This is a genomic window from Rhizobium sp. CECT 9324 (assembly GCF_918741265.1).
GTDB lineage: Bacteria > Pseudomonadota > Alphaproteobacteria > Rhizobiales > Rhizobiaceae > Allorhizobium.
On record NZ_CAKKMZ010000001.1, the window covers coordinates 1,388,076 to 1,411,826 of the forward strand.

Annotated in this window: 27 protein-coding genes; 18 read left to right on the top strand and 9 right to left on the bottom strand. The window is 61.4% G+C overall.

What is annotated here, in order from left to right; translation table 11 throughout:
- Window positions 1–14: 14 nt before the first annotated feature.
- The 4 genes from moaB to LQ231_RS06765 all read right to left on the bottom strand — a co-directional run bounded on the left by moaB (window position 15) and on the right by LQ231_RS06765 (window position 4,453).
- Window positions 15–560, bottom strand: coding sequence for a molybdenum cofactor biosynthesis protein B (moaB, locus tag LQ231_RS06750; protein WP_113140448.1), 546 nt, complete (start codon window positions 558–560; stop codon window positions 15–17).
- Window positions 557–1,486: a 4-(cytidine 5'-diphospho)-2-C-methyl-D-erythritol kinase gene (locus tag LQ231_RS06755; protein ID WP_230170765.1), complete on the bottom strand. Its 930-nt coding sequence runs from the start codon at window positions 1,484–1,486 to the stop codon at window positions 557–559. The genes moaB and LQ231_RS06755 overlap by 4 nt, the downstream gene beginning before the upstream one ends.
- A 4-nt stretch (window positions 1,487–1,490) precedes the next feature.
- Window positions 1,491–3,302, bottom strand: a complete 1,812-nt coding sequence (locus LQ231_RS06760; protein ID WP_230170766.1) for a tetratricopeptide repeat protein — start codon at window positions 3,300–3,302, stop codon at window positions 1,491–1,493.
- 134 nt (window positions 3,303–3,436) lie between these two features.
- Window positions 3,437–4,453, bottom strand: a complete 1,017-nt coding sequence (locus LQ231_RS06765; RefSeq protein WP_230170767.1) for a polyprenyl synthetase family protein — start codon at window positions 4,451–4,453, stop codon at window positions 3,437–3,439.
- Window positions 4,454–4,559: 106 nt separating this feature from the next.
- Between LQ231_RS06765 and LQ231_RS06770 the strand changes: the two genes are divergently transcribed.
- From LQ231_RS06770 to LQ231_RS06800, 7 genes are all read left to right on the top strand, one after another.
- On the top strand, window positions 4,560–4,790 hold the full coding sequence (locus LQ231_RS06770) for a DUF2007 domain-containing protein (protein ID WP_113140452.1): 231 nt from the start codon (window positions 4,560–4,562) through the stop codon (window positions 4,788–4,790).
- Between the two features lie 6 nt (window positions 4,791–4,796).
- A complete protein-coding gene (locus LQ231_RS06775) occupies window positions 4,797–5,579 on the top strand; it encodes a methyltransferase (RefSeq protein WP_230170768.1) in 783 nt (260 codons plus the stop codon).
- Between the two features lie 96 nt (window positions 5,580–5,675).
- Window positions 5,676–6,539, top strand: a complete 864-nt coding sequence (locus LQ231_RS06780; RefSeq protein WP_113140454.1) for a S49 family peptidase — start codon at window positions 5,676–5,678, stop codon at window positions 6,537–6,539.
- A gap of 41 nt (window positions 6,540–6,580) precedes the next feature.
- Window positions 6,581–6,772, top strand: coding sequence for a hypothetical protein (locus LQ231_RS06785; RefSeq protein WP_159946839.1), 192 nt, complete (start codon window positions 6,581–6,583; stop codon window positions 6,770–6,772).
- 114 nt (window positions 6,773–6,886) lie between these two features.
- Window positions 6,887–7,546, top strand: a complete 660-nt coding sequence (locus LQ231_RS06790; protein ID WP_230173260.1) for a class I SAM-dependent methyltransferase — start codon at window positions 6,887–6,889, stop codon at window positions 7,544–7,546.
- A gap of 300 nt (window positions 7,547–7,846) precedes the next feature.
- Window positions 7,847–8,830 (top strand): PAS domain-containing sensor histidine kinase, encoded by a 984-nt coding sequence (locus LQ231_RS06795; RefSeq protein ID WP_230170769.1) that lies wholly within the window; start codon window positions 7,847–7,849, stop codon window positions 8,828–8,830.
- 114 nt (window positions 8,831–8,944) lie between these two features.
- The gene (locus LQ231_RS06800; RefSeq protein WP_230170770.1) at window positions 8,945–9,901 is read left to right on the top strand and encodes a glycine--tRNA ligase subunit alpha; all 957 of its coding nucleotides are present in this window, start codon (window positions 8,945–8,947) and stop codon (window positions 9,899–9,901) included.
- 22 nt (window positions 9,902–9,923) lie between these two features.
- On the opposite strand, the gene LQ231_RS06805 is transcribed toward LQ231_RS06800, so the two are convergent.
- A complete protein-coding gene (locus LQ231_RS06805) occupies window positions 9,924–10,214 on the bottom strand; it encodes an addiction module antidote protein (protein WP_230170771.1) in 291 nt (96 codons plus the stop codon).
- Window positions 10,215–10,225: 11 nt separating this feature from the next.
- Window positions 10,226–10,516 (bottom strand): type II toxin-antitoxin system RelE/ParE family toxin, encoded by a 291-nt coding sequence (locus tag LQ231_RS06810; protein WP_230170772.1) that lies wholly within the window; start codon window positions 10,514–10,516, stop codon window positions 10,226–10,228.
- Window positions 10,517–10,642: 126 nt separating this feature from the next.
- Here LQ231_RS06810 and LQ231_RS06815 point away from each other — a divergent pair, with 126 nt between their 5' ends.
- The 11 genes from LQ231_RS06815 to LQ231_RS06865 all read left to right on the top strand — a co-directional run bounded on the left by LQ231_RS06815 (window position 10,643) and on the right by LQ231_RS06865 (window position 19,540).
- Window positions 10,643–11,194, top strand: coding sequence for a LemA family protein (locus tag LQ231_RS06815; protein ID WP_230170773.1), 552 nt, complete (start codon window positions 10,643–10,645; stop codon window positions 11,192–11,194).
- Between the two features lie 33 nt (window positions 11,195–11,227).
- A complete protein-coding gene (aroA, locus tag LQ231_RS06820; protein WP_230170774.1) occupies window positions 11,228–12,490 on the top strand; it encodes a 3-phosphoshikimate 1-carboxyvinyltransferase in 1,263 nt (420 codons plus the stop codon).
- A 5-nt stretch (window positions 12,491–12,495) separates the two neighbouring features.
- The gene (locus LQ231_RS06825; protein ID WP_230170775.1) at window positions 12,496–14,424 is read left to right on the top strand and encodes a DUF2207 domain-containing protein; all 1,929 of its coding nucleotides are present in this window, start codon (window positions 12,496–12,498) and stop codon (window positions 14,422–14,424) included.
- A gap of 77 nt (window positions 14,425–14,501) precedes the next feature.
- Complete coding sequence (locus tag LQ231_RS06830; RefSeq protein ID WP_113140462.1) at window positions 14,502–14,783, top strand: type II toxin-antitoxin system RelE/ParE family toxin; 282 nt, start codon at window positions 14,502–14,504, stop codon at window positions 14,781–14,783.
- Between the two features lie 27 nt (window positions 14,784–14,810).
- The gene (locus tag LQ231_RS06835) at window positions 14,811–15,107 is read left to right on the top strand and encodes a HigA family addiction module antitoxin (protein ID WP_230170776.1); all 297 of its coding nucleotides are present in this window, start codon (window positions 14,811–14,813) and stop codon (window positions 15,105–15,107) included.
- Between the two features lie 105 nt (window positions 15,108–15,212).
- Window positions 15,213–17,702 carry a glycine--tRNA ligase subunit beta gene (gene glyS, locus LQ231_RS06840; RefSeq protein WP_230170777.1) on the top strand — a complete coding sequence of 830 codons (2,490 nt, stop codon included), beginning with the start codon at window positions 15,213–15,215 and terminating at the stop codon, window positions 17,700–17,702.
- Between the two features lie 81 nt (window positions 17,703–17,783).
- A complete protein-coding gene (locus LQ231_RS06845; protein ID WP_230170778.1) occupies window positions 17,784–18,104 on the top strand; it encodes a type II toxin-antitoxin system RelE/ParE family toxin in 321 nt (106 codons plus the stop codon).
- A gap of 1 nt (window position 18,105) precedes the next feature.
- The gene (locus LQ231_RS06850) at window positions 18,106–18,420 is read left to right on the top strand and encodes a transcriptional regulator (RefSeq protein WP_230170779.1); all 315 of its coding nucleotides are present in this window, start codon (window positions 18,106–18,108) and stop codon (window positions 18,418–18,420) included.
- Window positions 18,421–18,499: 79 nt separating this feature from the next.
- Entirely contained in the window at window positions 18,500–18,742 is a 243-nt protein-coding gene (locus LQ231_RS06855; RefSeq protein WP_113140467.1) for a type II toxin-antitoxin system ParD family antitoxin, read from the top strand.
- Entirely contained in the window at window positions 18,739–19,035 is a 297-nt protein-coding gene (locus LQ231_RS06860) for a type II toxin-antitoxin system RelE/ParE family toxin (RefSeq protein ID WP_113140468.1), read from the top strand. The genes LQ231_RS06855 and LQ231_RS06860 overlap by 4 nt, the downstream gene beginning before the upstream one ends.
- A 4-nt stretch (window positions 19,036–19,039) precedes the next feature.
- The gene (locus LQ231_RS06865) at window positions 19,040–19,540 is read left to right on the top strand and encodes a DUF523 domain-containing protein (RefSeq protein WP_230170780.1); all 501 of its coding nucleotides are present in this window, start codon (window positions 19,040–19,042) and stop codon (window positions 19,538–19,540) included.
- Between the two features lie 60 nt (window positions 19,541–19,600).
- On the opposite strand, the gene LQ231_RS06870 is transcribed toward LQ231_RS06865, so the two are convergent.
- The 3 genes from LQ231_RS06870 to purD all read right to left on the bottom strand — a co-directional run bounded on the left by LQ231_RS06870 (window position 19,601) and on the right by purD (window position 23,602).
- A complete protein-coding gene (locus LQ231_RS06870) occupies window positions 19,601–21,427 on the bottom strand; it encodes a methyl-accepting chemotaxis protein (protein ID WP_230170781.1) in 1,827 nt (608 codons plus the stop codon).
- Window positions 21,428–21,759: 332 nt separating this feature from the next.
- On the bottom strand, window positions 21,760–22,206 hold the full coding sequence (locus tag LQ231_RS06875) for a plant virulence effector HPE1-like domain-containing protein (RefSeq protein WP_113140471.1): 447 nt from the start codon (window positions 22,204–22,206) through the stop codon (window positions 21,760–21,762).
- Window positions 22,207–22,330: 124 nt separating this feature from the next.
- Window positions 22,331–23,602: a phosphoribosylamine--glycine ligase gene (gene purD / locus LQ231_RS06880; RefSeq protein ID WP_230170782.1), complete on the bottom strand. Its 1,272-nt coding sequence runs from the start codon at window positions 23,600–23,602 to the stop codon at window positions 22,331–22,333.
- Window positions 23,603–23,751: the final 149 nt, after the last annotated feature.

A 23,751-nucleotide genomic window follows, 5' to 3' on the forward strand; every position in this document is an offset into this window, starting at 1 on the left:
GCCGTCCGGCAAGACTATTTGCTGCGTGTCAGGTGCTCGTCGAGCCGTGGCATGATCTCGACAAAATTGCACGGCATGTGGCGGTAGTCGAGCTGCAGCTTCAAGATGCCATCCCACGCATCCTTGCAGGCACCCGGAGACCCCGGCAGAACGAAGATGAACGTCGCATTGGCAACGCCGCCGGTCGCCCGTGACTGGATGGTCGAGGTCCCGATCTTGTCATAGGAGATCCGGTGGAAGACCTCGGAAAAGCCGTCCATGCGCTTTTCGAACAGCGGTTCCAGCGCTTCCGGTGTCACGTCGCGACCGGTAAAGCCCGTGCCGCCGGTGGTGATGACCACGTCGATGGCGTCATCTTTTGTCCACTGCTCCACCTGGTCGCGGATCGCCGCCTTGTCGTCCTGCACGATGGCCCGCGCGGCGAGCCTGTGGCCGGCCTCCGCGATCCGGGCGACCAGCGTGTCGCCGGAGCGGTCGTCTTCCAGGCGCCGTGTGTCCGAGACTGTGAGCACGGCAATGCCCACCGGAATGAAGGGACGGCTTTCGTCGATCCGGCTCATGCTGCATCTCCTTGCGCGCGCTGATGGGCAACTGTGCGGGTCAGAAGCACATACCATTGCGGTCGATAGGCCGATAGCGCCAGTGCCGCCTTAAGCGCCGCGGCCTCGTTTTCGTAGAGGCCGAAACAGGTCGCACCCGAACCCGACATGCCGGCATAAACCGCGAGGCTCTCGCGCAACAGGCCGCAGGCTTCCGCGATTTCCGGTACAAGCGCTTCAGCCGGCGGCTGCAGGTCGTTGCGAAGCTGCGGAAAGGCTGTGCGCCATGCCTCAGCATCGGGGGCTGCGGGGAGGTCTGTCATCGGCGAATTGTCGCGTCGCTCCAGCCGGCGAAAGATCTCCGGCGTCGAGACCGGCATCAACGGATTGAGCAGCACCATCGGAAAGGAGGGGAGGGCAACCGGCGTGATCGCCTCGCCAATGCCCTCTGCCCTGAGTGGCATTGAGCGAAGGCACATCGGCACATCGGCCCCAAGCGACAGTGCAAGCTCCGCCAGCGCGCCTGCGGGCAGGTCCGCCTGCCAGAGCCGCATCAGTCCACGCAGGGTTGCTGCGGCATCGGCCGAGCCGCCGCCGATCCCGGCCGCGACCGGCAGGTTCTTTTCGAGCGTGATGGCGACGGGCGACCAGGACTGCCCATGCTGATCGAGAACGGCGCGCAAACGGTCGCGTGCCTGAGCCACGAGATTGTCCTCGGGCCTCGCCGGGCCAAGCGAGAGGCTGCGTGCAAAAGGCCCCGTCAGCGTCAGGCTGTCGGTCTCTGCTGGCTGGAATGTCAGCTCGTCACCGTCTTCGGCAAAGGTCACCAGGCTGTCGAGCAGGTGATAGCCATCCGCCCGGCGCCCGGTCACATGCAGCGCGAGATTGACCTTGGCGCGCGCGGTCTCCTCGACCGGGGCTCCCAGCTGATCGTCAAGACCTTTCATCGGATCAGGTCTTCTTGTCGTCTTTCTTCGGCGCATCGACCGGCTTTGGATCGATCTTGGCGGCGTCGGCTTCGATGGGCGGCATGCCCTTGTCGATCTTCGCCTGGATCTTCGGCACTTCGGCCTCGTCCGGCTCGGAGGCCAGCGCGCGTTTCCACTGGTAGGTGGCTTCAAGCTTGCGGCCGACGCGCCAATAGGCGTCGCCCAGATGGTCGTTGATCGTCGCGTCGCCGGCGCGAAGCTCGGCGGCCCGCTCCAGTTCGACCACCGATTCGTCGAACCGACCGAGGCGGTAATAGGCCCAGCCGAGCGAATCGACGATGTAGCCGTCATCGGGCCGTAGATCGACGGCCTTCTTGATCATCTCCAGTCCTTCCTGGAGATTGCGGTTCATGTCGACCCAGGAATAACCCAGGTAATTGAGCACCTGCGGCTGTTCCGGATTGAGTTCCAGCGCCTTGCGGAAGTCCGGCTCGGCCTTGTCCCACTTCTTCAGCCGTTCATTGGCGATGCCGCGCTGGAAGAAGATCGACCAGTGGTTCTTGGCCGGCGATTGACCGATAACCTCGACGGCCTTGTCGTAATTTGTCGCCATGGCCGCATAGTCCTTGGCTTCCGACAGCACACTGCCATAGGCGAGATAGCTGCGCACGTCCTTCGGGTCAGAGGCAATCAGCCCCTGCAGATGCGTGCGTGCATCCTCAACCTTGCCGGTTTCTGCCAGCGTCAGGCCGAGTTGTAATTCGGAAATCCGCCGCATCGGCGATGTTTCCGGCACCTGGCGGTAGAAATCGATCGCCTTTTCCGGCTGTTTGGCGTTTTCGGCAATGCCGCCGAGCAGGACCAGCGTGTCGGCCGCGTCTTTGTCCAGCGCATGCGATAGCTGCAGATAGAGCATCACCGTGTCTTCGGCGCCTTCGCGGTTGAGCGCGCCACCGATGGAAAACAACACGCCGGCCGCACCCTGTGCCGCGTTCGCGACCATCGGCTTCGGCTTGCCGCCGGCTTCGATTGCATCGCGCAGCGCCTTGAACGGTGCGTAATTGTTGATCAGTTCGTCACCGGCCGCCAGCGCATCCAGTGCCTTCTGCTTGTTACCGGCATTGGCTTCGAGCGTTGCCAGCGCAATGACTGCCCGGGCAAAGGTGTCCGGCGCGGTCGCGCCGCCGCTGCGGTCGATCAGTGTGTCCGTCAGCGCCTTCCGGGCTGCGTCGTTATCGCCGGTCAGGGCGGCGATTACGCCGACATTGTAGTTACGGAAAATCGCATACCAGCTCGGACCCTCAAGGCCTTTCACCAGATCAAGGGCTTCCTTGCCCTTGCCTTCGCCGACCATTGTCCAGGCAATCAGCAATTCGTTCATCAGCCGGTCAAGATCGTTCGGGCCTTCGTATTTGAAGGTCTTCAGCGCATCGTCATAGCGGCCATCGCGGATCGCCTGGAATCCGAGCGCCACGGATGTCACGCGCTCGACGGCCGGATCGTTCTCCAGTTCCTTGGCGAGCTTTGCGCCTTCGTCGAAGTCTCCGTTCATGATCAGGGCGATCATCAGCCGCTGCTGGATATCCAGTTCGTCAGGCGAAAGCTCGAGCGCCTTCTTGTAGAGCAGGATGGCATTGGCGTAGTCGCGGTCGGCTTCGGCAGTCCGGGCGGCCAGGAAAGCGCCGGCAAAGCTGTCGACGCTGTCAAGATCGAAGCTCTCGGTTTCGGCGGGCGTGTCGGGCGACGCAGCTGAAGCGATCGGGGCTTGGAAGACGCTAAGAAGCAGCGCCAGGGCAGTGCCGGCGAGGAAGCGAGTGGCGGGACTTTGCCGCATGAACGAGCCTTTCAAGAACCGATAAAGTGCGCAGGTCGTGCTTATATGGGAACGACGCGCGATGATTCACGCATAGAATGGCTTTTTTGAAGCAGGCCCGCAAGGCAATCGCCCGTGCGCCACAATTGCCCGGGTCAATTCACCCGGGCGATACAGAAGTCGATCACGTCGTTGAGCGCATCTTTCCACGGCGTCTCCGGCAGGGGGGCCAGCGCGTCGCGGGCGATCGTGCCGTAGTGCTGTGCCCGCTGGATCGTTTCGCCGAGCGCACCATAGCGGCTGATCAGGCCCAAAGCCCTTTCGAGCCTCGCGTCGTCGTTCTGGCCGCCTTCGATGGATTCGCGCCAGAAGTCGCGCTCGACGGCCGTTCCGCGGCGGTAGGACAGGATCACCGGCAGGGTGATCTTGCCTTCGCGGAAATCGTCGCCGACATTCTTGCCGAGATCGGCAGCCTTGCCGCCGTAATCCAGCGCGTCGTCGACCAGCTGGAAGGCGAGGCCGAGATTCATGCCGTAGGATTTCAGCGCATTGCGCGTCGCCTTGTCGGTCTGGGCGACGATCGGGCCGACTTCGGCCGCCGCAGCAAACAGCGCGGCCGTTTTGGCACGAATGACCGACAGGTAGTCGTCTTCGGTGGTTTCCATGTTCTTGGCGACGGACAGTTGCAACACTTCGCCTTCGGCAATGACAGAGGCCGCCGTCGACAGCACGTCGAGCGCATCGAGCGAGCCGACATCGACCATCATCCGGAACGCCTGGCCAAGCAGGAAGTCGCCGACGAGAACGCTGGCCTGATTGCCCCAGATGGTGCGCGCCGTCGACTTACCGCGCCTGAGATCGCTTTCGTCGACCACGTCGTCATGCAGCAGCGTTGCCGTGTGCATGAATTCGACGGCGGTCGCCAGCTTGATGTGATGCTCGCCCTCGTAGCCGAACATCGCGGCGGTTGCCAAAGTCAGCATTGGTCGCAGCCGCTTGCCGCCCGATGAAATCAGGTGATTGGCGACTTCCGGGATCATCTGCACGTCCGAGCCCGCCTTCGACAGGATCAGCTGGTTGACCCGTTCCATGCCGCTTTTGGTCAGGTCCACCAAGGGCTTGATGGAAGCCTGTTTGTTTTTGTTTTCCTCAAGCGGTATGACTACGCCCAACGCACCGGACTCCTGTTCAATTCTGTCTCGACAATAAAAAGCCGAGGCACCCACGGCAAGGGGCGAATTGTCCCGGAACGGTAAAGAAGAAGGTTTTCTGGATAAAATGCACGAGATCATCCGTTCGAACGACGTCGTCCTTCTGTCCTTTGCCGAAAGCCTGATGCGGGATGCAGGTATTTCCGTGATGATTGCCGACCAGCAGATGAGCATTCTCGAAGGGTCGCTCGGCATGCTGCAGCGCCGGCTTCTGGTCGATTCAGACGAGGTCGATCAGGCGCGCCAGATCCTGACCGACGCCGGTCTTGCCGCAGAATTGCGGGACCACGAGGCCTGAAGCCCCATGTCGCCCCAGCCGGTCGAAACCATCGATGCCTTTCACAGAGGCCGTTTCCATCTGGTCCAGCCGCGCGGTCGCGGCCACCGCGCCGGCATGGATGCCATGCTGCTTGCATCCCTGGTGATGCAGGACGGGGCCTTTCGTGTGGCGGATCTGGGAGCGGGGGCAGGTGCTGCCGGATTTGCCGTGGCCTCGCGCCTGCCGGATGCCGAGGTGGTACTCGTCGAACGCTCGCCGGACATGGCGGAATTCGCGCGCAAGAGCCTTGCCCTCATTGAAAACGTAAAATTCGCCGACCGTATCTCCGTTCTTGAAACGGACGTCACCCTGACCGGCCGTGCCCGGTTTGCCGCCGGCCTGCGCGATGACAGCTTCCACCATGTCATCATGAACCCGCCTTTCAACGATGCCAGCGACCGCCGTACGCCCGACGTCTTGAAGGCCGAGGCGCATGCCATGACGGAAAACCTGTTCGAGAGCTGGATCCGCACCGCCGGTGCCATCACCATGCCGGGCGGACAACTGTCGCTGATTGCCAGGCCGCAATCAATCGCCGAGATCATCGCCGCCTGCGGTCGCCGCTTCGGCGGTGTGGAAATTACCGCTATCCATCCGCGGCCGGGCGAGAGCGCGACGCGCATTCTGGTCACCGCGATCATGGGATCGCGGGCGCGTTTGCAACTGCGCTCGCCGCTGCTGATGCATGATCGCGAGGACAGCCATGCCTTCGCGCCGCTGGTTGACGATCTGAACAACGGGCGCATCGGCTACAGCCGTCTGCGCTGATGGCGCGTCGGGTGAATTTTGACTGCAGCCATTGCGTTTGGGGGCCGGCTTCTTACATCTCCCACAAGGTTTTGACAGGTAGGAGATTGTGCGTCCATGGCAGATTTTTTGAAGCGGCTGGTGCCGAAACGCTTCCGCAAGCAGGGAACCGTTATTCCGGTCGTGCGTCTGCATGGTGCGATCATGAGCGGTGGCTCGAAGTTCCGCCCAGCCCTCAATCTTGCCAGTGTCGCGCCGCAGTTGGAAAAGGCCTTCGCCATGAAGGACAGTCCGGCCGTGGCTCTGTCGATCAATTCTCCAGGTGGTTCGCCTGTCCAGTCGCGCATGATCTTTGACAGAATTCGTGCGCTTGCCGAAGAGAAGAACAAGCGCGTGCTCGTCTTCGTTGAGGATGTTGCGGCCTCCGGCGGCTATATGCTCGCCATTGCCGGCGATGAGATCATTGTCGATGCCACCTCGATTGTCGGCTCCATCGGTGTGGTGTCCGGCGGCTTCGGTTTCCCGGAGCTCCTGAAGAAGATCGGCGTCGAGCGCCGCGTTTATACCGCCGGCGAGAACAAGGCGATCCTCGATCCCTTCCAGCCGGAGAAGGAAGGCGACATCGAATATCTGAAGACCCTGCAGCTGGAAATCCACGAGATCTTCATTGACATGGTCAAGGCCCGGCGCGGCGTGCTCCTGGCCGAAGATCCGACGCTGTTTTCCGGTCTCTTCTGGACCGGTCGGCGCGGCGTCGAACTCGGTCTTGTCGATCGGCTGGGCAATATGCGCCAGGAAATCAAGACACGATATGGCAAGGATGCACGGCTGGAACTGATCAGCGGTGCCAAGAGCCTGTTCGGCAAGCGCGTCACCGGCGTCGATGCCTTCGGATCGATCGATCAGATCGCCGCTCAGGCCGTGTCGGGACTTGCCGACACGCTGGAGGAGAAGGCACTATGGTCGCGCTACGGTCTTTGACCTCGGCAAGACAACAATAAGATGCGACGGGGCGAGGGGATATGGCGCAACTGATATTTTTCGGCCTGCTGTTCGGCGGTGGCTGGTTGCTATACCGCAAGTTCGTCAGCGATGCGGAAAGACTGGCAAAGAAGTCCCGCGCGGCCGAAAAAGAGCGCGAAACCGGCGCCATCGGCACGCTGATCCAGGACAAGGAAACCGGCGAATACCGGGTACGGCGCGAGGACGAATAGAACTGCGCCAACCGGTCTTGTCGCCGTGTTTCGCTCAACCCCGCAGGAGAGTGGCCGATGGCAGAGGAAATCCAGCCCGATGCAGGTCAGTATCCGTCTGAAGCTCTGGGTCCAATGGTGCCGTCGCAAGACACACCGACCTCGCCAACGGAGGTGCGGCCCGCTCAGCACCATTGGGAAAACGTCTACCAGAACAAGGCCGACAACGAAGTTAGCTGGTACGAGCAAAGGCCTGATCTGTCCGTTTCGCTTTTGCGCTCAGCCGGGGTTGAGCTTGATGCGACGGTGGTCGATATCGGCGGCGGCGCCTCTGCTCTTGTTGATGTTTTGATGCGTGCCGGACAGGCACATGTCACGGTGCTTGATCTCTCCGCTGCGGCCCTTGAGCGCGCGCGAGAGCGTCTGTCGGCCGCGCCTGGGGTAGACTGGGTCGTTTCCGACATCCGCGACTGGAGGCCCGGTCGCCTTTTTGACGCCTGGCATGATCGGGCCGCATTTCATTTTCTCACGGCAACCGAAGACCAGGAGGCCTATATTGTCGTGTTGAAATCAGCGCTTTCGGTTGGCGGAGTGGCGATCATCGGTACCTTCGCCCCGGATGGTCCGGAAAAATGCAGCGGCCTGCCCGTCGCTCGCCATGATGCCGTCAGCCTGCAACGGCTGCTCGGAGCTGACTTCGAGCTGTGCGACAGCCGCAGCCACGCCCATCACACTCCATGGGGCACTGTTCAGAAATTTCAGTTCAGCACCTTTCGCAGGCAAGGCCTATCGTAACTGAACCCCGAGGAGCGAAATTTGATCTCATCCCGCGTCTTGAGTTGACCCATGTTCCGCCCTAGATTCACGTCAAAGTGAACAATATGCAGGCGGAAGCAGAATGTCGGTTCTGACGCCTGATGATGATGGCCTCGAAGGGGAACGACAATTCGCGCGCAGGATTTCCTCAATATCGGTGGAGAGGCTGCAGAAGAAATTCGCGGCTTCGATTGGTCTTCGACGAGCTTGGGGCCAACGGATCATTGGCCACAGTCGCTGAAATCGACACTTCATATGGTTCTGTGCTCCCGACAGCCCATGTGCTTCTGGTGGGGTGACGACCTGCTGCAATTCCACAACGATGCCTATCTGCCAATGCTCGGACAACGACAGCCGGCAATCGGCCAGCCTTTCAAGCAGCTCTGGTCCGACGTCTGGGAAGACGTTCTCCCTTTCGTCCGCAGCGCTCTTGCCGGCCAGGGAACCTGGACCGAGAATCTGCCGCTGACCATGACCCGCAACGGTTACGACGAGCGGACCTTTTGGACGTTTTCCTACAGCCCCATTTATGACGAAGCGGGCACTATCGGGGGAATCCTGAATATCGTCACCGAGACGACACGGGCGATGAATGATCGGGCGGCCCTCGAACAGGCCTATGCCGACGCCAAGGAGCATATCCGCGAACGCGAGCAGCACGAGGAGCAGTTGAAGCTTCTCAACCGCGAACTTGCGCACCGGATGAAGAATACCCTTGCCATGGTCCAGTCGATTGTCAGCCAGACCTTGCGCGGCGCGTCATCCCTGTCGGATGCCGCCGCGACGATCTCCGCCCGCATCCAGGCCTTGGCCAAGGCGCAGGATCTGCTCACCGGCACGAGCGTGACGGCGGCCCAGGTGTCGGCGATCGCCAATGCCGCGGTTGCGCCGCATAGCGATGACGAAATGCGCTTCCAGATGCAGGGTCCGAATGTTTATCTGTCGGCACAACAGGCGCTGGGCCTGTCGATGGCCATTCACGAATTGGCGACCAATGCCACCAAATACGGTGCCCTGTCCTTGCCGGGCGGGCGTGTCGACATCCGCTGGGCGTGTGACGGGGACGAGAGCTTTTCCTTCGACTGGCGCGAAAGCGGTGGTCCGCCGGTCAGCGAACCGAGCCGTCGCGGCTTCGGTTCACGCCTAACCGAGCGGGTTGTCTCGGACCTGTTCAAGGGCGAGGCGAAGATCCATTTTCGGCCGGATGGCGTCGTTTTCTCGCTGAATGGCCAATTGAACCAGATCGCCGATCTGGATCGCTAGCGCCGCAATCTGCGCTTTGCCGCGCCTGCATTCCGTCCCGGATGCTTGACCCGTCCGCCCCATCGTGGCACCAGACGGACCACACATTTCCAGCCAAGTTTTGGACGATATCCCATGACCACGTCTCTTGCCCCGCATATGGACCCGAAGCGTTCTTTCCAGGCGCTGATCCTGACTTTGCATGCCTATTGGGCCGACAAGGGCTGCGCCGTGCTGCAGCCTTACGACATGGAAGTGGGGGCAGGCACGTTCCATCCGGCAACGACGCTGCGTGCGCTGGGCCCCAAGCCGTGGAAGGCCGCCTATGTCCAGCCGTCGCGCCGCCCCTCCGATGGCCGCTATGGCGAAAACCCCAACCGGTTGCAGCATTATTACCAGTATCAGGTCATCCTGAAGCCGAACCCGTCCAACCTGCAGGAACTCTATCTGGGCTCGCTGAAGGCGATCGGGCTCGATCCGTTGCTGCATGACATCCGTTTTGTCGAGGACGACTGGGAAAGCCCGACGCTCGGCGCCTGGGGTCTCGGCTGGGAATGCTGGTGCGATGGCATGGAAGTGTCGCAGTTCACCTACTTCCAGGCCGTCTGCGGCATCGACGTCTCGCCGGTTGCCGGCGAACTGACCTATGGCCTTGAGCGTCTCGCCATGTATGTCCAGGGTGTCGACAATGTCTACGACCTCAACTTCAATGGTCGCGAAGGCGAAGAGAAGATCTCCTATGGCGACGTCTTCCTGCAGGCTGAGCAGGAATATTCCCGCCACAACTTCGAATTCGCCAATACCGAGATGTTGCTGCGCCATTTCGAAGACGCGGAAAAGGAATGCCAGGCGATTCTCGCCGCCGGCGCTCCTTCGGACAACGACAATCAGCGCCTGCACAAATGCGTCTTCCCGGCCTATGACCAGTGCATCAAGGCAAGCCATGTCTTCAACCTGCTCGATGCCCGTGGTGTGATCTCGGTCACCGAACGCCAGAGCTATATCCTGCGCGTGCGCACGCTCGCCAAGGCCTGCGGCGAAGCATTTTTGCTGACCGACGCCGGCGGGGTGAATTTCGGCAAGGCGGCCTGATACATGCAAAATGACGCTGCCGTCAGGCGGCGTCGTTGCGCTCGAGAGACAATCGGAAACCCAGGGCGTTGACCACTTTTTGCACCGTCTGGTAGCGCAGCTTTGATCCGGATTTCAGCCCTTTGTAAAGGCTTTCCCGACCAAGGCCCGAAAGCTCGGCTATCTGCGACATGCCCCTGGCCTTGGCGACATGCCCCAAGGCGGTAATAAAAACGTCGGGATTTTCGTCTTCTATGGCCAACGCCAGATATTCAAGCATCGCCTCTGGGTCTTCGAGGTAGTCGGCGATCTCGAATTTGCTGGTTATGGTCATGTTCGCTTCTCTCATAGGCTGCCAGCCATTGCGATGGCCTTCCGGATGTCCCGTTTCTGCGAAGACTTGTCACCGCCGATCAGAAGCAGGTAAACCGTTGCACCGCGACGGGTATAATACACTCGGTACCCTGGCCCGTGGTGAATGCGCATTTCGAAGACGTCTGCGCCCACCGGTGCGCAGTCGCCGAAATTCCCCTGTTCTGCCGATGTCAGCCGCGCAAGAATTCGAAGCTTGCCTGTCCTGTCCTTGAGGGACCGCAGCCATTCATCGAAAGGTCCCGTTTTTTCGAAACTGTTCACGAGGATTGTATCCAATTAGATACGATTTTTCAACAGGGTTGTGCGGCGCGGTTTTCGTCTGCTCCGCTCTTCAATAAAGCGTCGTTTGCTTTAAGGTAACCATCAACAACCGGGGGATTTACATACATGTTCACGACGCTTGCCATTATTGCCGCCATCGCCGCCTATGTCGTCTTCATCTACAACGGCCTGGTGAAGGCCCGCCAGATGGCGGAAGAGGCCTGGTCGGGCATCGATGTCCAGCTCAAGCGCCGCGCCGACCTGATCCCCAACCTGATCGAGACGGTCAAGGGTTATGCGGGTCATGAAAAAGGCACGCTGGAAAGCGTCGTCGAACTGCGCAACAAGGCCCAGGCCGTGCCCGCAGGCGACGTCGCCGGTCGTGCCGCTGCCGAAGGTCTGCTGGGGGCGGCGCTTGGCAAGATCGTCGCCCTGGCCGAAGATTATCCGGACCTGAAGGCCAACGAAAACTTCGTCGAACTGCAGAACTCCCTTGAAACCATCGAGGGCGAGATCCAGATGTCGCGTCGCTATTACAATGGCGCGGCCCGCGATCTGAACGTCAAGGTCGAGACCTTTCCCAACAATCTCGTCGCCGGCCAGTTCGGCTTTTCCAAGAAGCCCTATTTCGAGATTGCCAACGAGGCCGACCGTGCGGTACCGACGGTCAAGTTCTGACGTTCGCCCACGCGGCCCCTCTGAGACGAGACAATGAAGACTGACAGACTGACCATCATTCCGCCTGCCCATGCCTTGACCGGCCGGGTGAGCCCTCCGGGCTCGAAGTCGATCACCAATCGGGCGCTGCTGCTCGCCGGCCTTGCCAAGGGCACCAGCCGGCTGACCGGCGCGCTGAAAAGCGACGACACCCGTTATATGGCAGACGCCCTGCGCGCCATGGGCGTGACAGTCGACGAGCCGGACGCGACCACTTTCGTCGTCACCAGTTCCGGCGAATTGAAACCGCCGGCTGAGCCTCTCTTTCTCGGCAATGCCGGCACGGCCACCCGCTTCCTGACGGCAGCTCTGGCGCTCGGCCAGGGGCGTTATATCGTCGATGGCGACGAGCATATGCGCAAGCGGCCGATCAAGCCTCTGGTTGATGCGCTGCAGTCGCTCGGCGTGGCAATCGCCGCGCCCTCCGGCTGCCCGCCGGTTGCCATCGATGCCAACGGATCGTTCAAGAAGAACCGCGTCGTCATCGATGCCGGTCTCTCCAGCCAGTATGTCTCGGCCCTGCAGATGGCGGCAGCCTGTGGCTCCGAACCCTTCACCATCGAGCTTGCCGGTGCAGATATCGGCGCGCGCGGTTATATCGACCTGACGCTGTCGGCCATGCGCGCTTTCGGCGCCAGGGTCGAGCAGCCGACGCCGTCATCCTGGGTCATCCAGCCGACCGGTTATACGGCGACCGATTTTCATATCGAGCCGGATGCTTCGGCCGCCACCTATCTCTGGGGCGCCGAAGTCCTGACCGGCGGTAGGATCGACATCGGCACGCCATCCGATGCCTTTACCCAGCCCGACGCCAAGGCATATGACGTCATCGCCGCATTTCCCAACATGCCGGCCGTGATCGACGGCAGCCAGATGCAGGATGCGATCCCGACGATTGCCGTGCTCGCCGCCTTCAACAACACGCCGGTGCGTTTCGTCGGGATCGCCAATCTGCGTGTCAAGGAATGCGACCGCATCCATGCCGTGTCGACCGGGCTGAACAACATCCGTAAGGGTCTGGCTACGGAAGAAGGCGACGATCTGATCGTTGCGGCCGATCCGTCGCTGTCCGGCCAGTCACTGCCCGCCGATATCGACACGTTTGCCGATCACCGCATTGCCATGAGCTTTGCGCTGGCCGGCCTGAAGATCCGCGACATCACCATTCTCGACCCCGATTGTGTCGGCAAGACCTATCCCGCCTATTGGAGCGAGCTGGCCTCGCTGGGCGTCGAACAGGTCAGAACCAACGGATAACCACGATGCTCCTTCGCCTCTGCGCTGCCTTGCTTCTCACACTCTGGACGGCATGCGGCGCATGGGCCGAGGAGGTCATCCGCAGCTATCATGCCGACATCGCCGTGTCCGGTGATGCGAGCCTCGAGGTGACGGAAACCATTACCGTCAATGCCGAAGGCGTCGACATCAAACGCGGCATTTTCCGTGATTTCCCGCTCTACTACACCAATGAGCGCGGCAAGCGCCGCGAGGTCGAATTCGACCTGATCTCGGTCGAGCGCGACGGCGCGCCGGAACCGTATCACACGGAATCTGTTGATGGCGGCATCCGCATCTATGCCGGATCGGCCGAGGTGACGCTCGATCCGGGCGAACATACCTATGTGATCACCTACACGACGGCGAAGCAGATCCGCTATTTCGACGATCATGACGAACTCTACTGGAACGTCACCGGCAATGGCTGGATGTTCCCGATCGAAGCGGCAAGCGCCAGCGTCACCTTGCCGGGCGATATCGAACCGACCAGAACCGCCGTCTATACCGGCGCTGTCGGCTCCACCGAGACCAATGCCCGGGTTATCCCCGGCAGCGGCGGCCTGCAGTTTGAAACCACGGCGCCGCTTGGGGCACAGGAGGGCCTGACCATCGTGCTCGCCATGCCGAAGGGCACGGTGGCAGCGCCCGAGCCGGAGACCGGGTTCTGGTGGTACCTGCGCGACAATTTTGCCGACATCGCGTCCATCGGCGGCCTCATCCTCGTCCTTGCCTATTACCTGCGATCCTGGATGGCTGTCGGCCGCGACCCGGCCAAGGGCGTGATCGTGCCGCGCTGGGATGCGCCCGACGGCATCTCGCCGGCCCTGGTCAACTATGTCGACAACAAGGGTTTTTCCAATGGCGGCTGGACCGCCTTGTCTGCATCGGCCCTCGATCTGGCGGTGAAGGGCTATATCACCCTGGATGACCTGGAGAAGTCCATCACGCTGACCCGCACGGCGAAGGCCACGAAGGACAAGCTGCCCTCCGGACATGAGGTCCTTCTGGCCGCGGTTGGATCGAAGGGCGATACGCTGACCATCGACAAGGCCAATGGCAAACGCGTCCAACAGGTTGGCAACAGCTTCCGTTCGGCGATCGAGAAAGAACATCGCGGCAAATATTACCGCGGCAATACCGGTTATATCGCCGGCGGCATTGCGCTCAGCGTCGTCATCCTCGCCCTGCTGCTGATCTTCGGCGACCTGCAGGAAGACACGGTGGCCCTGATGATCGTCCCCACCTTCTTCGCGGTGTTCTTCGGCATTTTTTCGGTCGGCATCGGCAAGGGATTGCGAAGCGGCGCATCTCTGCTGACCCGGATCGTCTCGATTGTCATCGGTGCCTTTGTCGGTTTTGTCGGCCTGTCTATCTTCGGCACGATCGTGATGGCGATCCTGTTCGACCTGTCACATAGCGGCCAATTGCATGTGATCATCGCCATCGGCGGCATCATTCTCGCCAATTTCCTGTTCTTCTTCCTGATGGATGCGCCAACCCCGCTCGGCCGCAAGCTGATGGACGGCATCGAGGGCCTGCGCATCTATATGACGCTGGCCGAAAAGGACCGGATGAATATGGCCGGTGCCCCGACCATGTCGCCGTCGCATTTCGAAACGCTATTGCCTTTTGCCGTGGCGCTCGGGGTCGAAAAGCCCTGGTCGTCAACCTTCGAGACCTGGCTGGCGGCAGCCCGGGCCGATGCCGAGCCCTATCAGCCGATGTGGTATCACGGCCGCAATCGTGGCACGTTCGGCGACCGCATCGGCGGCTTCTCCTCCTCGATGGCAACCACCATCGCCTCGACCATTCCAGCCCCTCCGCCCAGTTCCTCGTCTTCGTCGACCTCCGGTTTTTCCTCCGGCGGATCCTCCGGTGGCGGCGGCGGCGGCGGTGGCGGCGGCGGATGGTAGAGCGATCGCGCGAGTGGGAGCGCGCCGACTTGCTTGATGTATCGTTGCGTGATACATTTTGCCATTCGGAGTAAGCGATGATCCGTTCTTATGCGAATGCCATGAGCGAGATCGTCGCAACCGGGAAGGCGCCGAAAGGTTTTCCAGCGGATCTTGTTCGGCGCGCCGTCGTCAAGCTGACGATGATCGACAATGCGACGAGCCTGACAGATCTGATGCGCCCGCCCGGCAATCGCCTTGAGATGTTGAAGGGGGATCGAACCGGACAGCATTCGATCCGCATCAATGATCAATGGCGGGTGTGCTTCATTTGGTCCGACGGTGGTGCCGATAGGGTCGAAATCGTAGACTACCATTGAAATCGAAGGAACAGAGGAGGTCGAACCATGCCGGTCACTTTGCCCCCGGTCCATCCCGGAGAAATCCTGCGCGACGAATTCCTTCAGCCCATGGATCTGAGCGCAGGTTCGCTGGCGAAGCAATTGAACGTGCCGCGCACCCGGATTGAACGCCTTGTCGCGGAGCAATCGGCCGTGACGCCTGATACGGCGTTGCGTCTGGCGCGTTTCTTCGACATGTCGCCGCAGTTCTGGATGAACCTCCAGACGAGTTATGACCTCAAGGTCGAGGCGGTTGCAAAGGCTGAGGAGATCGCGGCGATCCCGGTCATGACGGCGGCATAGTCGGAAGGAGCCGACTGCCATTTTCGGTGAATGCATGGATGACTTTTTCCGCGCGGCTTGCTAAGTCCCCCGCAGCCCTATGCAACAAGCGAAAAAGTCAGTCTGATGCCCGATCTTCTGCTCGAACTCCGCTCCGAGGAAATCCCTGCCCGCATGCAGCGCAAGGCCGCTGGCGATCTGAAGAAGGCGGTCACCGATGCGCTGGTCGATGCCGGTCTGACGTATGAGGGCGCGCGCGAATATTGGACGCCGCGACGCCTGACGCTCGACATTCGTGGCCTGACGGCCCGTTCCGCCGATATCCGTGAAGAAAAGAAAGGCCCGAGCGTCTCTGCACCCCAGGGAGCGATCGATGGCTTTCTGCGTGGCGCGGGCCTCACCTCGATCGATCAGGCCGTCGTCAAGACCGATCCGAAGAAGGGCGACTTCTATGTCGCCTATATCGACAAGCCCGGCCGGGCCGCCGAAGAGATCATCGCCGCTGTCATGCCCGGCATCATCCGCGCCTTCTCCTGGCCGACGTCCATGCGCTCCGGCTATGCATCGATGCCGAAGGGCTCGACCTATGGCGGCGTCGAAGGCAAGGGCATGGAAAGCCTGCGCTGGGTGCGCCCGCTGCAGTCGATCGTCTGCACCTTCGGCCCCGAGCATGACGAAGTGCAGGTCATTCCCTTCGAGATCGATGGCATTGTCGCCTCCAACATCACCTATGGTCACCGCTTCCACGCGCCCGACGCCATCACCGTCCGCCGCTTCGACGACTATGTCACCAGCCTGGAGCGCGCCAAGGTCATCCTCGATGCCGATCGCCGCAAGGACATCATCCTGCACGACGCCCGCGACATCGCCTTTGCCAATGGCCTCGACCTAGTCGAGGACGAGGGCCTGCTGGAGGAAGTCTCCGGCCTCGTCGAATGGCCACAGGTCCTGCTCGGCACCTTCGAGGAGGATTACCTGTCGATCCCGGCCGAGATCATCCGCCTGACGATCAAGACCAATCAGAAATGCTTTGTCGTGCGCCCGCAAGGGCAGGCAGACAAGCTGTCGAACCACTTCATCCTGATCGCCAATATCCAGGCCACCGATGGCGGCAAGGAGATCGTCCACGGCAATGGCAAGGTCGTGCGCGCCCGCCTGTCCGACGCGCTGCATTTCTGGAAGCGCGACCAGGGCGACCTGCCGGATCTTGAAACACTGAAGGCCTCGGCCGCCAAGTTCGACCTCGATCTGTCAAAGCCGCTCGACCAGCGCATGGCCAAGCTCGATGCGCTCAACGTCACCTTCCACGCCAAGCTCGGTAGCCAAGGTGAACGCGTCGCCCGCATCCGCGCGCTGGCGAAGGTGCTAGCGCCGATCGTCTATGCGTCGCGAAACAGCCCCTCATCCGGCCTGCCGGCCACCTTCTCCCCGTCGAACGGGGAGAAGGACCAGGCGGCTTGCGCGGGCGTCCCCCTCGCCCCGCTTGCGGGGAGAGGGTCCGGCGAAGCCGGGGGTGAGGGGCAGGGCCCCCTCGACACCTTCATCGCCCTCGTCGACCGCGCCGTGGTGCTCGCCAAGGCCGACCTGCGCACCGAAGCCGTCGGCGAATTCCCTGAACTTCAGGGCGCCATGGGCCGCAAATACGCACTTCTGCAGGGTGAGGACGCATCCGTCGCCGCTGCGATCGAAGACCACTGGAAGCCGAACGGCCCGTCGGATCGCCTGCCGGCCGACAAGGTCGGCCTGACGGTCGCGCTCGCCGACAAGCTGGATACGCTGGTGGGCTTCTGGGCGATCGACGAAAAGCCGACCGGCTCGAAGGACCCCTATGCGCTGAGGCGTGCCTCTCTGGGTGTGGTGCGGATGATTTTGGAGAGCGGTGTAAAGGTCAGACTGATCCCACTTCTTTCGCAGGGTGCAAATCGAATTCTATTGGCGGAGATCACCAGAAAGTCTTCGGAACAACACGAGCTCGCAAACCAGCTCGAGGCCCTGGGCGTCAGCAATGCTGCAGAAGTGCGCCATGCGGCTGCATCGGGTGTTGGTCCCGCTGTAGCTTCTGTGGGTGAAGATGGAAGTTTTGTGCTTCGGCAGACGGTAGACCTCCTCTCCTTCTTCCACGACCGCCTCAAAGTCTACCTGCGCGACCAGGGCGCCCGCCACGACATCATCGATGCCGTGTTGACGCCCGAGGCCGACGATCTGCTGATGGTCGCCCGCAAGGCCGAAGCCTTGACCGCCTTCATCACTTCGGAAGACGGCCTCAACCTGCTCGCCGGCACCAAGCGCGCCACCCAGCTGCTCGCCGCCGAAGAGAAGAAGGGCACGGTCGTCGCCGACAGCGTCTCGGCCGATCTGCTGAAGCTCGACGCCGAAAAGGCGCTTTTTGCCGCCGTCACCGAGGCGACCAAGGCTGCGGCCGAGGCGGTCTCGAAGGAAGACTTCCGCGCCGCCATGCAGGCGCTGTCTGCGCTGCGCGCCCCGGTCGACAGGTTCTTCGAGGACGTGCTGGTCAACGACGAGGACGCCGCCATCCGCGCCAACCGTCTGGCGCTTCTGAAAGCGATCCGCGAGGCGACGGGCACCGTCGCCGACTTCTCCAGAATCACCGGCTGATCGATAAGCCCCGCTCCGGCGGGGCTTTCTCGTTTTGTGCAATTGACTTGTCGATGGTGTCGTATGTGATACCATGCCTGCATGGAAATCCTTGAATTCCAGGAGGAAGAAGGTCGAAGTCCGTTCGCCGAGTGGTTTTGCGAATTGGATGCGCTTGCTGCCGCCAAGGTCTCGACCGGTTTGACGCGGATTGCACTTGGCAATCTGTCCAATGTCAAAGGCGTCGGCGAGGGTGTTCTGGAATACAAGATCGATTTTGGTCCGGGCTACCGGATCTATTTCGGTCGGCAGGGTAATCAGTTTGTCATTCTCTTGGCTGGCGGAACGAAGAAACGGCAGAATGCGGATATTCGCATGGCGCAAAGGCGCTGGGCGGAGTACCGCAGGCGTAAGGCAGGTTGACATGGCACTCACGCGTGACTTCAAGCATACCATTCGCGACCGCGCTCAAGCGGATCCGCGGTTTCGCGCAGCGCTGCTCAGCGAGGCGATCGAATTGCTTTTGTCCGGCGAGGTTGAGACCGGGCGCATGGTCTTGCGCGATTTCATCAACGCAACGGTTGGCTTCGAGACATTGAGCGCAAAGACGGGAATGCCGGCCAAGAGCCTGATGCGCATGTTCGGTCCCAATGGCAATCCACGGGCGGATAATCTCTTTGCCATTATCCGTATGTTGCAGGATGAAACGGGTGTGCAGATTGCAGTGAATGCGGCGTGAACTCCCGTAATCGTTTGGTCCGCTTGCATTCCCTGTAGTATGATCCGGCGATACCGGTCCTTGGCGCACAGGAGCATGGATGAACAAGTCGGTGCAGATCACATTGGCCGAGCCCCTGGAAAGCTTCGTCGACGCCCAGGTCGAAAGCGGCCAGTTCGGCTCCGCCCAGGAGGTCGTCGAGGCGGGCCTGCGGCTGTTGAAGCAGGAGCAGGACAAGCTCGAATGGCTCAGGCAGGCCTTGATCGAGGGCGAGAACAGCGGGCCTGGGCGCTATGTCGATAAAGATGAGTTTCTCGCACGCATGCGTGAGCGCACACTGTGAGCTCATACAGGCTCCGCCCTAGGGCAGAGGCCGATCTCGAAGAGATCTGGGACTACACGGTTGAAAATTGGTCCGCGACGCAAGCCGAGCACTATGTCTCCGACATCTTTGCCTCGATCAACCATCTGGTCACCAATCCACATCTTGGTCGGCCGGTCGCGGGGCTGCGTTCGGATTATCGTCGGTATAGAATCCGGCATCACCTGATATTTTATGTTGTCGATGACGGCGTTGTTGACGTCATCCGCATAGTTCACGAAAAACGCGATATTGCCCGGCGCCTAGACGAATAGCTCCATGTTTCCCAAGATCTTCATCAGTGCCTGCCTGCTCGGCCGCCCGGTGCGCTACGATGGCAAGGGCAAGCGGCTCGATCATCCTGCTATCGCCCGCTGGCAGGCAGAGGGCCGGCTTGTCGGCTTCTGTCCCGAACAGGCTGGCGGCATGCCGACGCCGCGCCCGTCGGCCGAGATCGAGAATGGCCTGGCTGGTGCCGATGTGATTGCAGGACGCGCGCGGGTCATCGAAATAACCGGTGGCGATGTGACCTCGCAATTCCTCGAAGGGGGCCGCAGGGCCGTCGAGTTCGCAAGAGCGCAGGGCTGCGCCTATGCGCTCCTCATCGACGGCAGCCCGTCCTGCGGTTCCGGTTTCATTTATGACGGCTCCTTCGCCGGCAGGCGGCATGTCGGCAACGGCGTCACGGCGGCGTTGATGCGGGAAGCCGGCATCGCCGTCTATTCCGATCGGGAGATCGAGGCGCTGGCTGCCTGCGTCGACATGCATACCGCCACCTAAACAAAAACCGCCGGATTGCGCCGGCGGTTCTCCACTTCATATCTTCGACAGGCGTTTGGCTCAGCTTGCCATGCGCATCGGCTGATGGCCCTGGGCCGCCTTGGCACCGGATGTGCGGAAGCCGCGGATCAGGTCCAGAAGATCGCCGGTATCATTGGCGAGAACCTCGGCCGATGCCGTTGTCTCTTCGGCCATCGCGGCGTTCTGCTGGGTGGCGGTGTCGAGCTGGTTCACCGAAGACGAGATCGAGCGCAGGGTCGTGTCCTGCTCCTGGGCGCTGTGCGAGATCTTCGAGACGATGTCGTTGGCGCTGGCGATCTGGTCGGAGATGCGCTTCAAGGCTTCGCCGGTCTGGCCGACAAGCTGCACACCCTGCTCGACCTGGGCGGAGGAACGGGCGATCTGGTCCTTGATTTCCTTGGCGGCGGCCGCAGAACGCTGGGCCAATTCGCGTACTTCCTGGGCAACGACGGCAAAACCCTTGCCGCTTTCGCCGGCACGTGCCGCCTCGACGCCCGCATTCAGCGCCAGAAGGTTGGTCTGGAAGGCAATCTCGTCGATCACGCCGATGATCTTGGTGATTTCCTCGGACGACTTTTCGATGCCGCTCATCGCCTCGATGGCACGCGACACGATCGCGTCGCTCTGGCGTGCCTCGGTCGAGACGCTGCCGACGCGGCTGGCCGCTTCCCGGGCGCCGTCGGCTGTCTGGCGAACGGCAACGGTCAGTTCGTCGAGCGCCGCCGATGTCTCTTCCAGATTGGCCGCCTGGCGCTCCGTCCGGGTGGCGAGTTCGCCAGACGCCCGACGGATCTCTTCCTTGCTGACCGCAATATCATTGCCCTTCAGGCTGACGCGCGCCATGGCTTCCTCGAGACGGCCGAGCGCCTCGTTGAAGTTTTCGCGCAGGGCCGCATATTTCGGGCCGAGATCATTGCAGCGAACCGTGAGGTCGCCTTCGGCAAGCTTGCCAAGCGATGCGCCGATGGTGCTGACAACATGTGCCTGCTGATGGGCTTCGGCCACCTGCATGTCGGCATTCTGCTGGCGCTCGCCGTCCATCTCGCGCTGCTGCTCTTCCTGGCGCTTGGCCAATGCATGGCGTTCGCGGATCTTCTCCTGCAGCGCCTGCGTCGCCTTCGCCATCATGCCGACTTCGTTGCGCATGTCCGTGTGCGGAATGGTGATCGTGACATTTTCTTCGGCAACCGCCTCGAGCGCGCTGTGGATCGCATTCAGTGGCTTGGTAATGCCGCGGACGATCACGAAGGCCGCACCCAGCGCCAGGGCAAAAATCCCGATCGAAATGCCGATCGTCTCCATGATGTTGGCGCGAACTTCGGCCTTCAGGTCGTCGGTATAAAGACCGGTGATGATGACGATTTTCCACGGCTCGAACGTCTTGCCATAGGCGGCTTTCGGATAGCTGTAGTCGTTCGGGTCGCGGCCGGGCTTCGGGCCGATGAATTCGACATAGCCGCCGCCGTTTTGGCCGAGTTTGACCAGGTCGTCGCGATAGGCATAGCCATTCGGATCGCCTTTGCCCTTGCTGCTCTGACCGACGGTCTTGGACGTCGGGTGGAAGACCAGAACCACGTCATAGTCGTAGCCGAAGAAATAGCCGTCCGGTTCGAATTTCATCTTGTTCAAGGTCGCAAATGCCTGCGTCTTGGCGTCGTCCAGGGACAATTCGCCCGACTTGACCCGGTCGTCATAGGTCTGCATGACCGAAAGGGCCGTTTCGACCTGAGTGCGCAGCAATTCGTAGCGCTGATGATAGATGGCTTCGGAAGACGAGCGCACCTGGAAAAAAGTGGCAATGGCAAAAGCGGCCATCAGGCCGCCGACAAGCAGCATCAGCTGCATGGAAATCTTGAGGCGGTTCATAAACCCTCGCAGGATCGGAAGTGAGAGCTGTTGTCCGCCGTGCCCGCTCAAGGTCGATGATGACGGAGGCCGCTTTCGTCTCGCTGCCGATGCTGCATTGCATCGAAGACAAAACTACGTATCAAATATTAATAAAACAATAGGCGCCGATGCGAGTGATCCGCCGCGCATGGCAAACGTTGATCCGCGAGCCCGTACTTGCAGCGCATGGCGCACAGAAACCAAACGCTCCGGACATGCCGGAGCGTTTGTCCGCATTCGCGCGGCAGCCCGCTCAGCCTGGATCGTGCGGCTGAATTTGGGCAGGGAAGGGGCAGGAAAGGGAAAGAAGCCTAGTTGAGACGAAGGTCGAAACCGGCGGTATCGAGATCGAGTTTGCCATCGGCCGGCGGAGCGACGTTGACCGCCGCGGTGGTAGCCTCATGGTCGATCTGGCCGGCGGCCGGCGTGTTCCCGGCAATGACCATCGAGCCGTTCGTCGACCAGCCGTCTGCGGAGCTGATAATGACAACCGGCGAGCCGCCGAGCCAGCTTTCAACCCGCTTCATCTTCTTCTCACCATCGATGTCGAGAATTTCCGCAGTTTGTGAACCGCTGGGCACGGTTGGCACCTGATAGGCGTATTTGTCCTTCTTGATCTGCGGCGGCGGGCAGTTCGGGCATTGGATGGCGGTGATGCTGTGCGCCTGTGTCGGCGTGCCGACGACGACCTCGATCGACGAAGCGAAAGCGGGGCTTGTGATGGCAAGCATCGTGGCTGTCAAAAGAAACGGGCGCATCTCGAATTCCTCGGATTGTTCACGAGGAGACTAGCGCCGCTTTCTTTCGATCCGGTCAGGGGGAATGGTAAAAATTGAACGAATTTGCGATTTATCGGTCGGCGCCCCAGGTTTTTGCGCGCGATCAGGCTGTCTCGCGCGCAACAGCCTGCCAGCCGATATCGCGCCGGCAAAACCCGTTGTCCCAGGAAACAGAATCGACCAGCGCATAGGCCGCGGCCTGCGCGTCTGCGACGGTCCGGCCCGTTGCCGTGGCGTTCAGCACCCGGCCGCCGGTGGCGACAAGCTGGCCGTCCTTCGAGGCGGTGCCCGCATGGAAGACCTTGGCGCCGTCGGATGCCACTGGAATGGAGGCGATCGGCGTGTTCTTGGCATAGCTGCCCGGATAACCCTTGGAGGCCAGCACCACGGTCAGCGCCGGATCATTGCTCCAATCCGCTGTGACCTGGTCCAGCGTGCCGGTGGCTGAGGCAAAAAGGATCGGCAAAAGATCGCTCTTCAGCCGCATCAACAGAACCTGGCATTCCGGATCGCCGAAGCGCACATTGTATTCGATCAGTTCCGGACCTTTCGCCGTGATCATCAGCCCGGCGAAGAACACACCGGAAAACGGCATGCCCAGTTCCGCCATGCCGCGCATCGTTGGCTCGATGATGTCCTTCATCGTCCGCTCGACCATGTCCGGTGTCATGACAGGGGCCGGCGAATAGGCACCCATGCCGCCGGTGTTCGGGCCGGTATCGCCGTCGCCGACACGCTTGTGGTCCTGGGCGGTGGCGAGAGGCAGCAGGGTCTTGCCGTCGGACAGGCAGAAGAAGCTGGCTTCCTCGCCGTCGAGATAGGCTTCCACCACGACTTCGGCGCCGGCATCGCCGAACGCACCTTCGAAACAGTCGTCGATCGCAGCCAGCGCTTCCTCGACGGTCATGGCGACGGTCACGCCCTTGCCGGCGGCCAGGCCATCGGCCTTGATGACGATCGGCGCACCTTGTTCGCGCACATAGGCTTTCGCCTTCGGTGCATTGTTGAACCGCTGGTAGGCGCCGGTCGGAATGTTGAACCTTGCGCAGATATCCTTGGTGAAGCCCTTGGAGCCTTCGAGCTGGGCGGCCGCAGCCGAAGGTCCGAAGACGGCGATGCCTTCGGCGCGCAGTGCATCTGCGAGGCCGGCAACCAGCGGCGCTTCCGGCCCGACAACGACGAAGTCGATGCTGTTTTGCTTGCAAAAGGCGATGACGGCGGCATGATCCTCGACGTTGACCGAGACGAGCTCGGCATGCTCGGCAATGCCCGGATTGCCGGGAGCGGCATAAAGTTTGGAGAGCAGGGGAGACTGGGCGATTTTCCAGGCCAGCGCATGTTCGCGTCCGCCCGAACCGATCAACAGAACCTTCATCACCCGCTCTCCGATTGTCTTGGATAGGCGGCGGTTAAGGGGGAAGGCGGCAAAGGTCAAGGAAAAACCCGGAACCGCCGCAATCCTGTGGAGGGGTAGAGCACTTTGTTGCCTTCACGGCTGTCGCGGCTATGGTCGCCGCTTGAAAG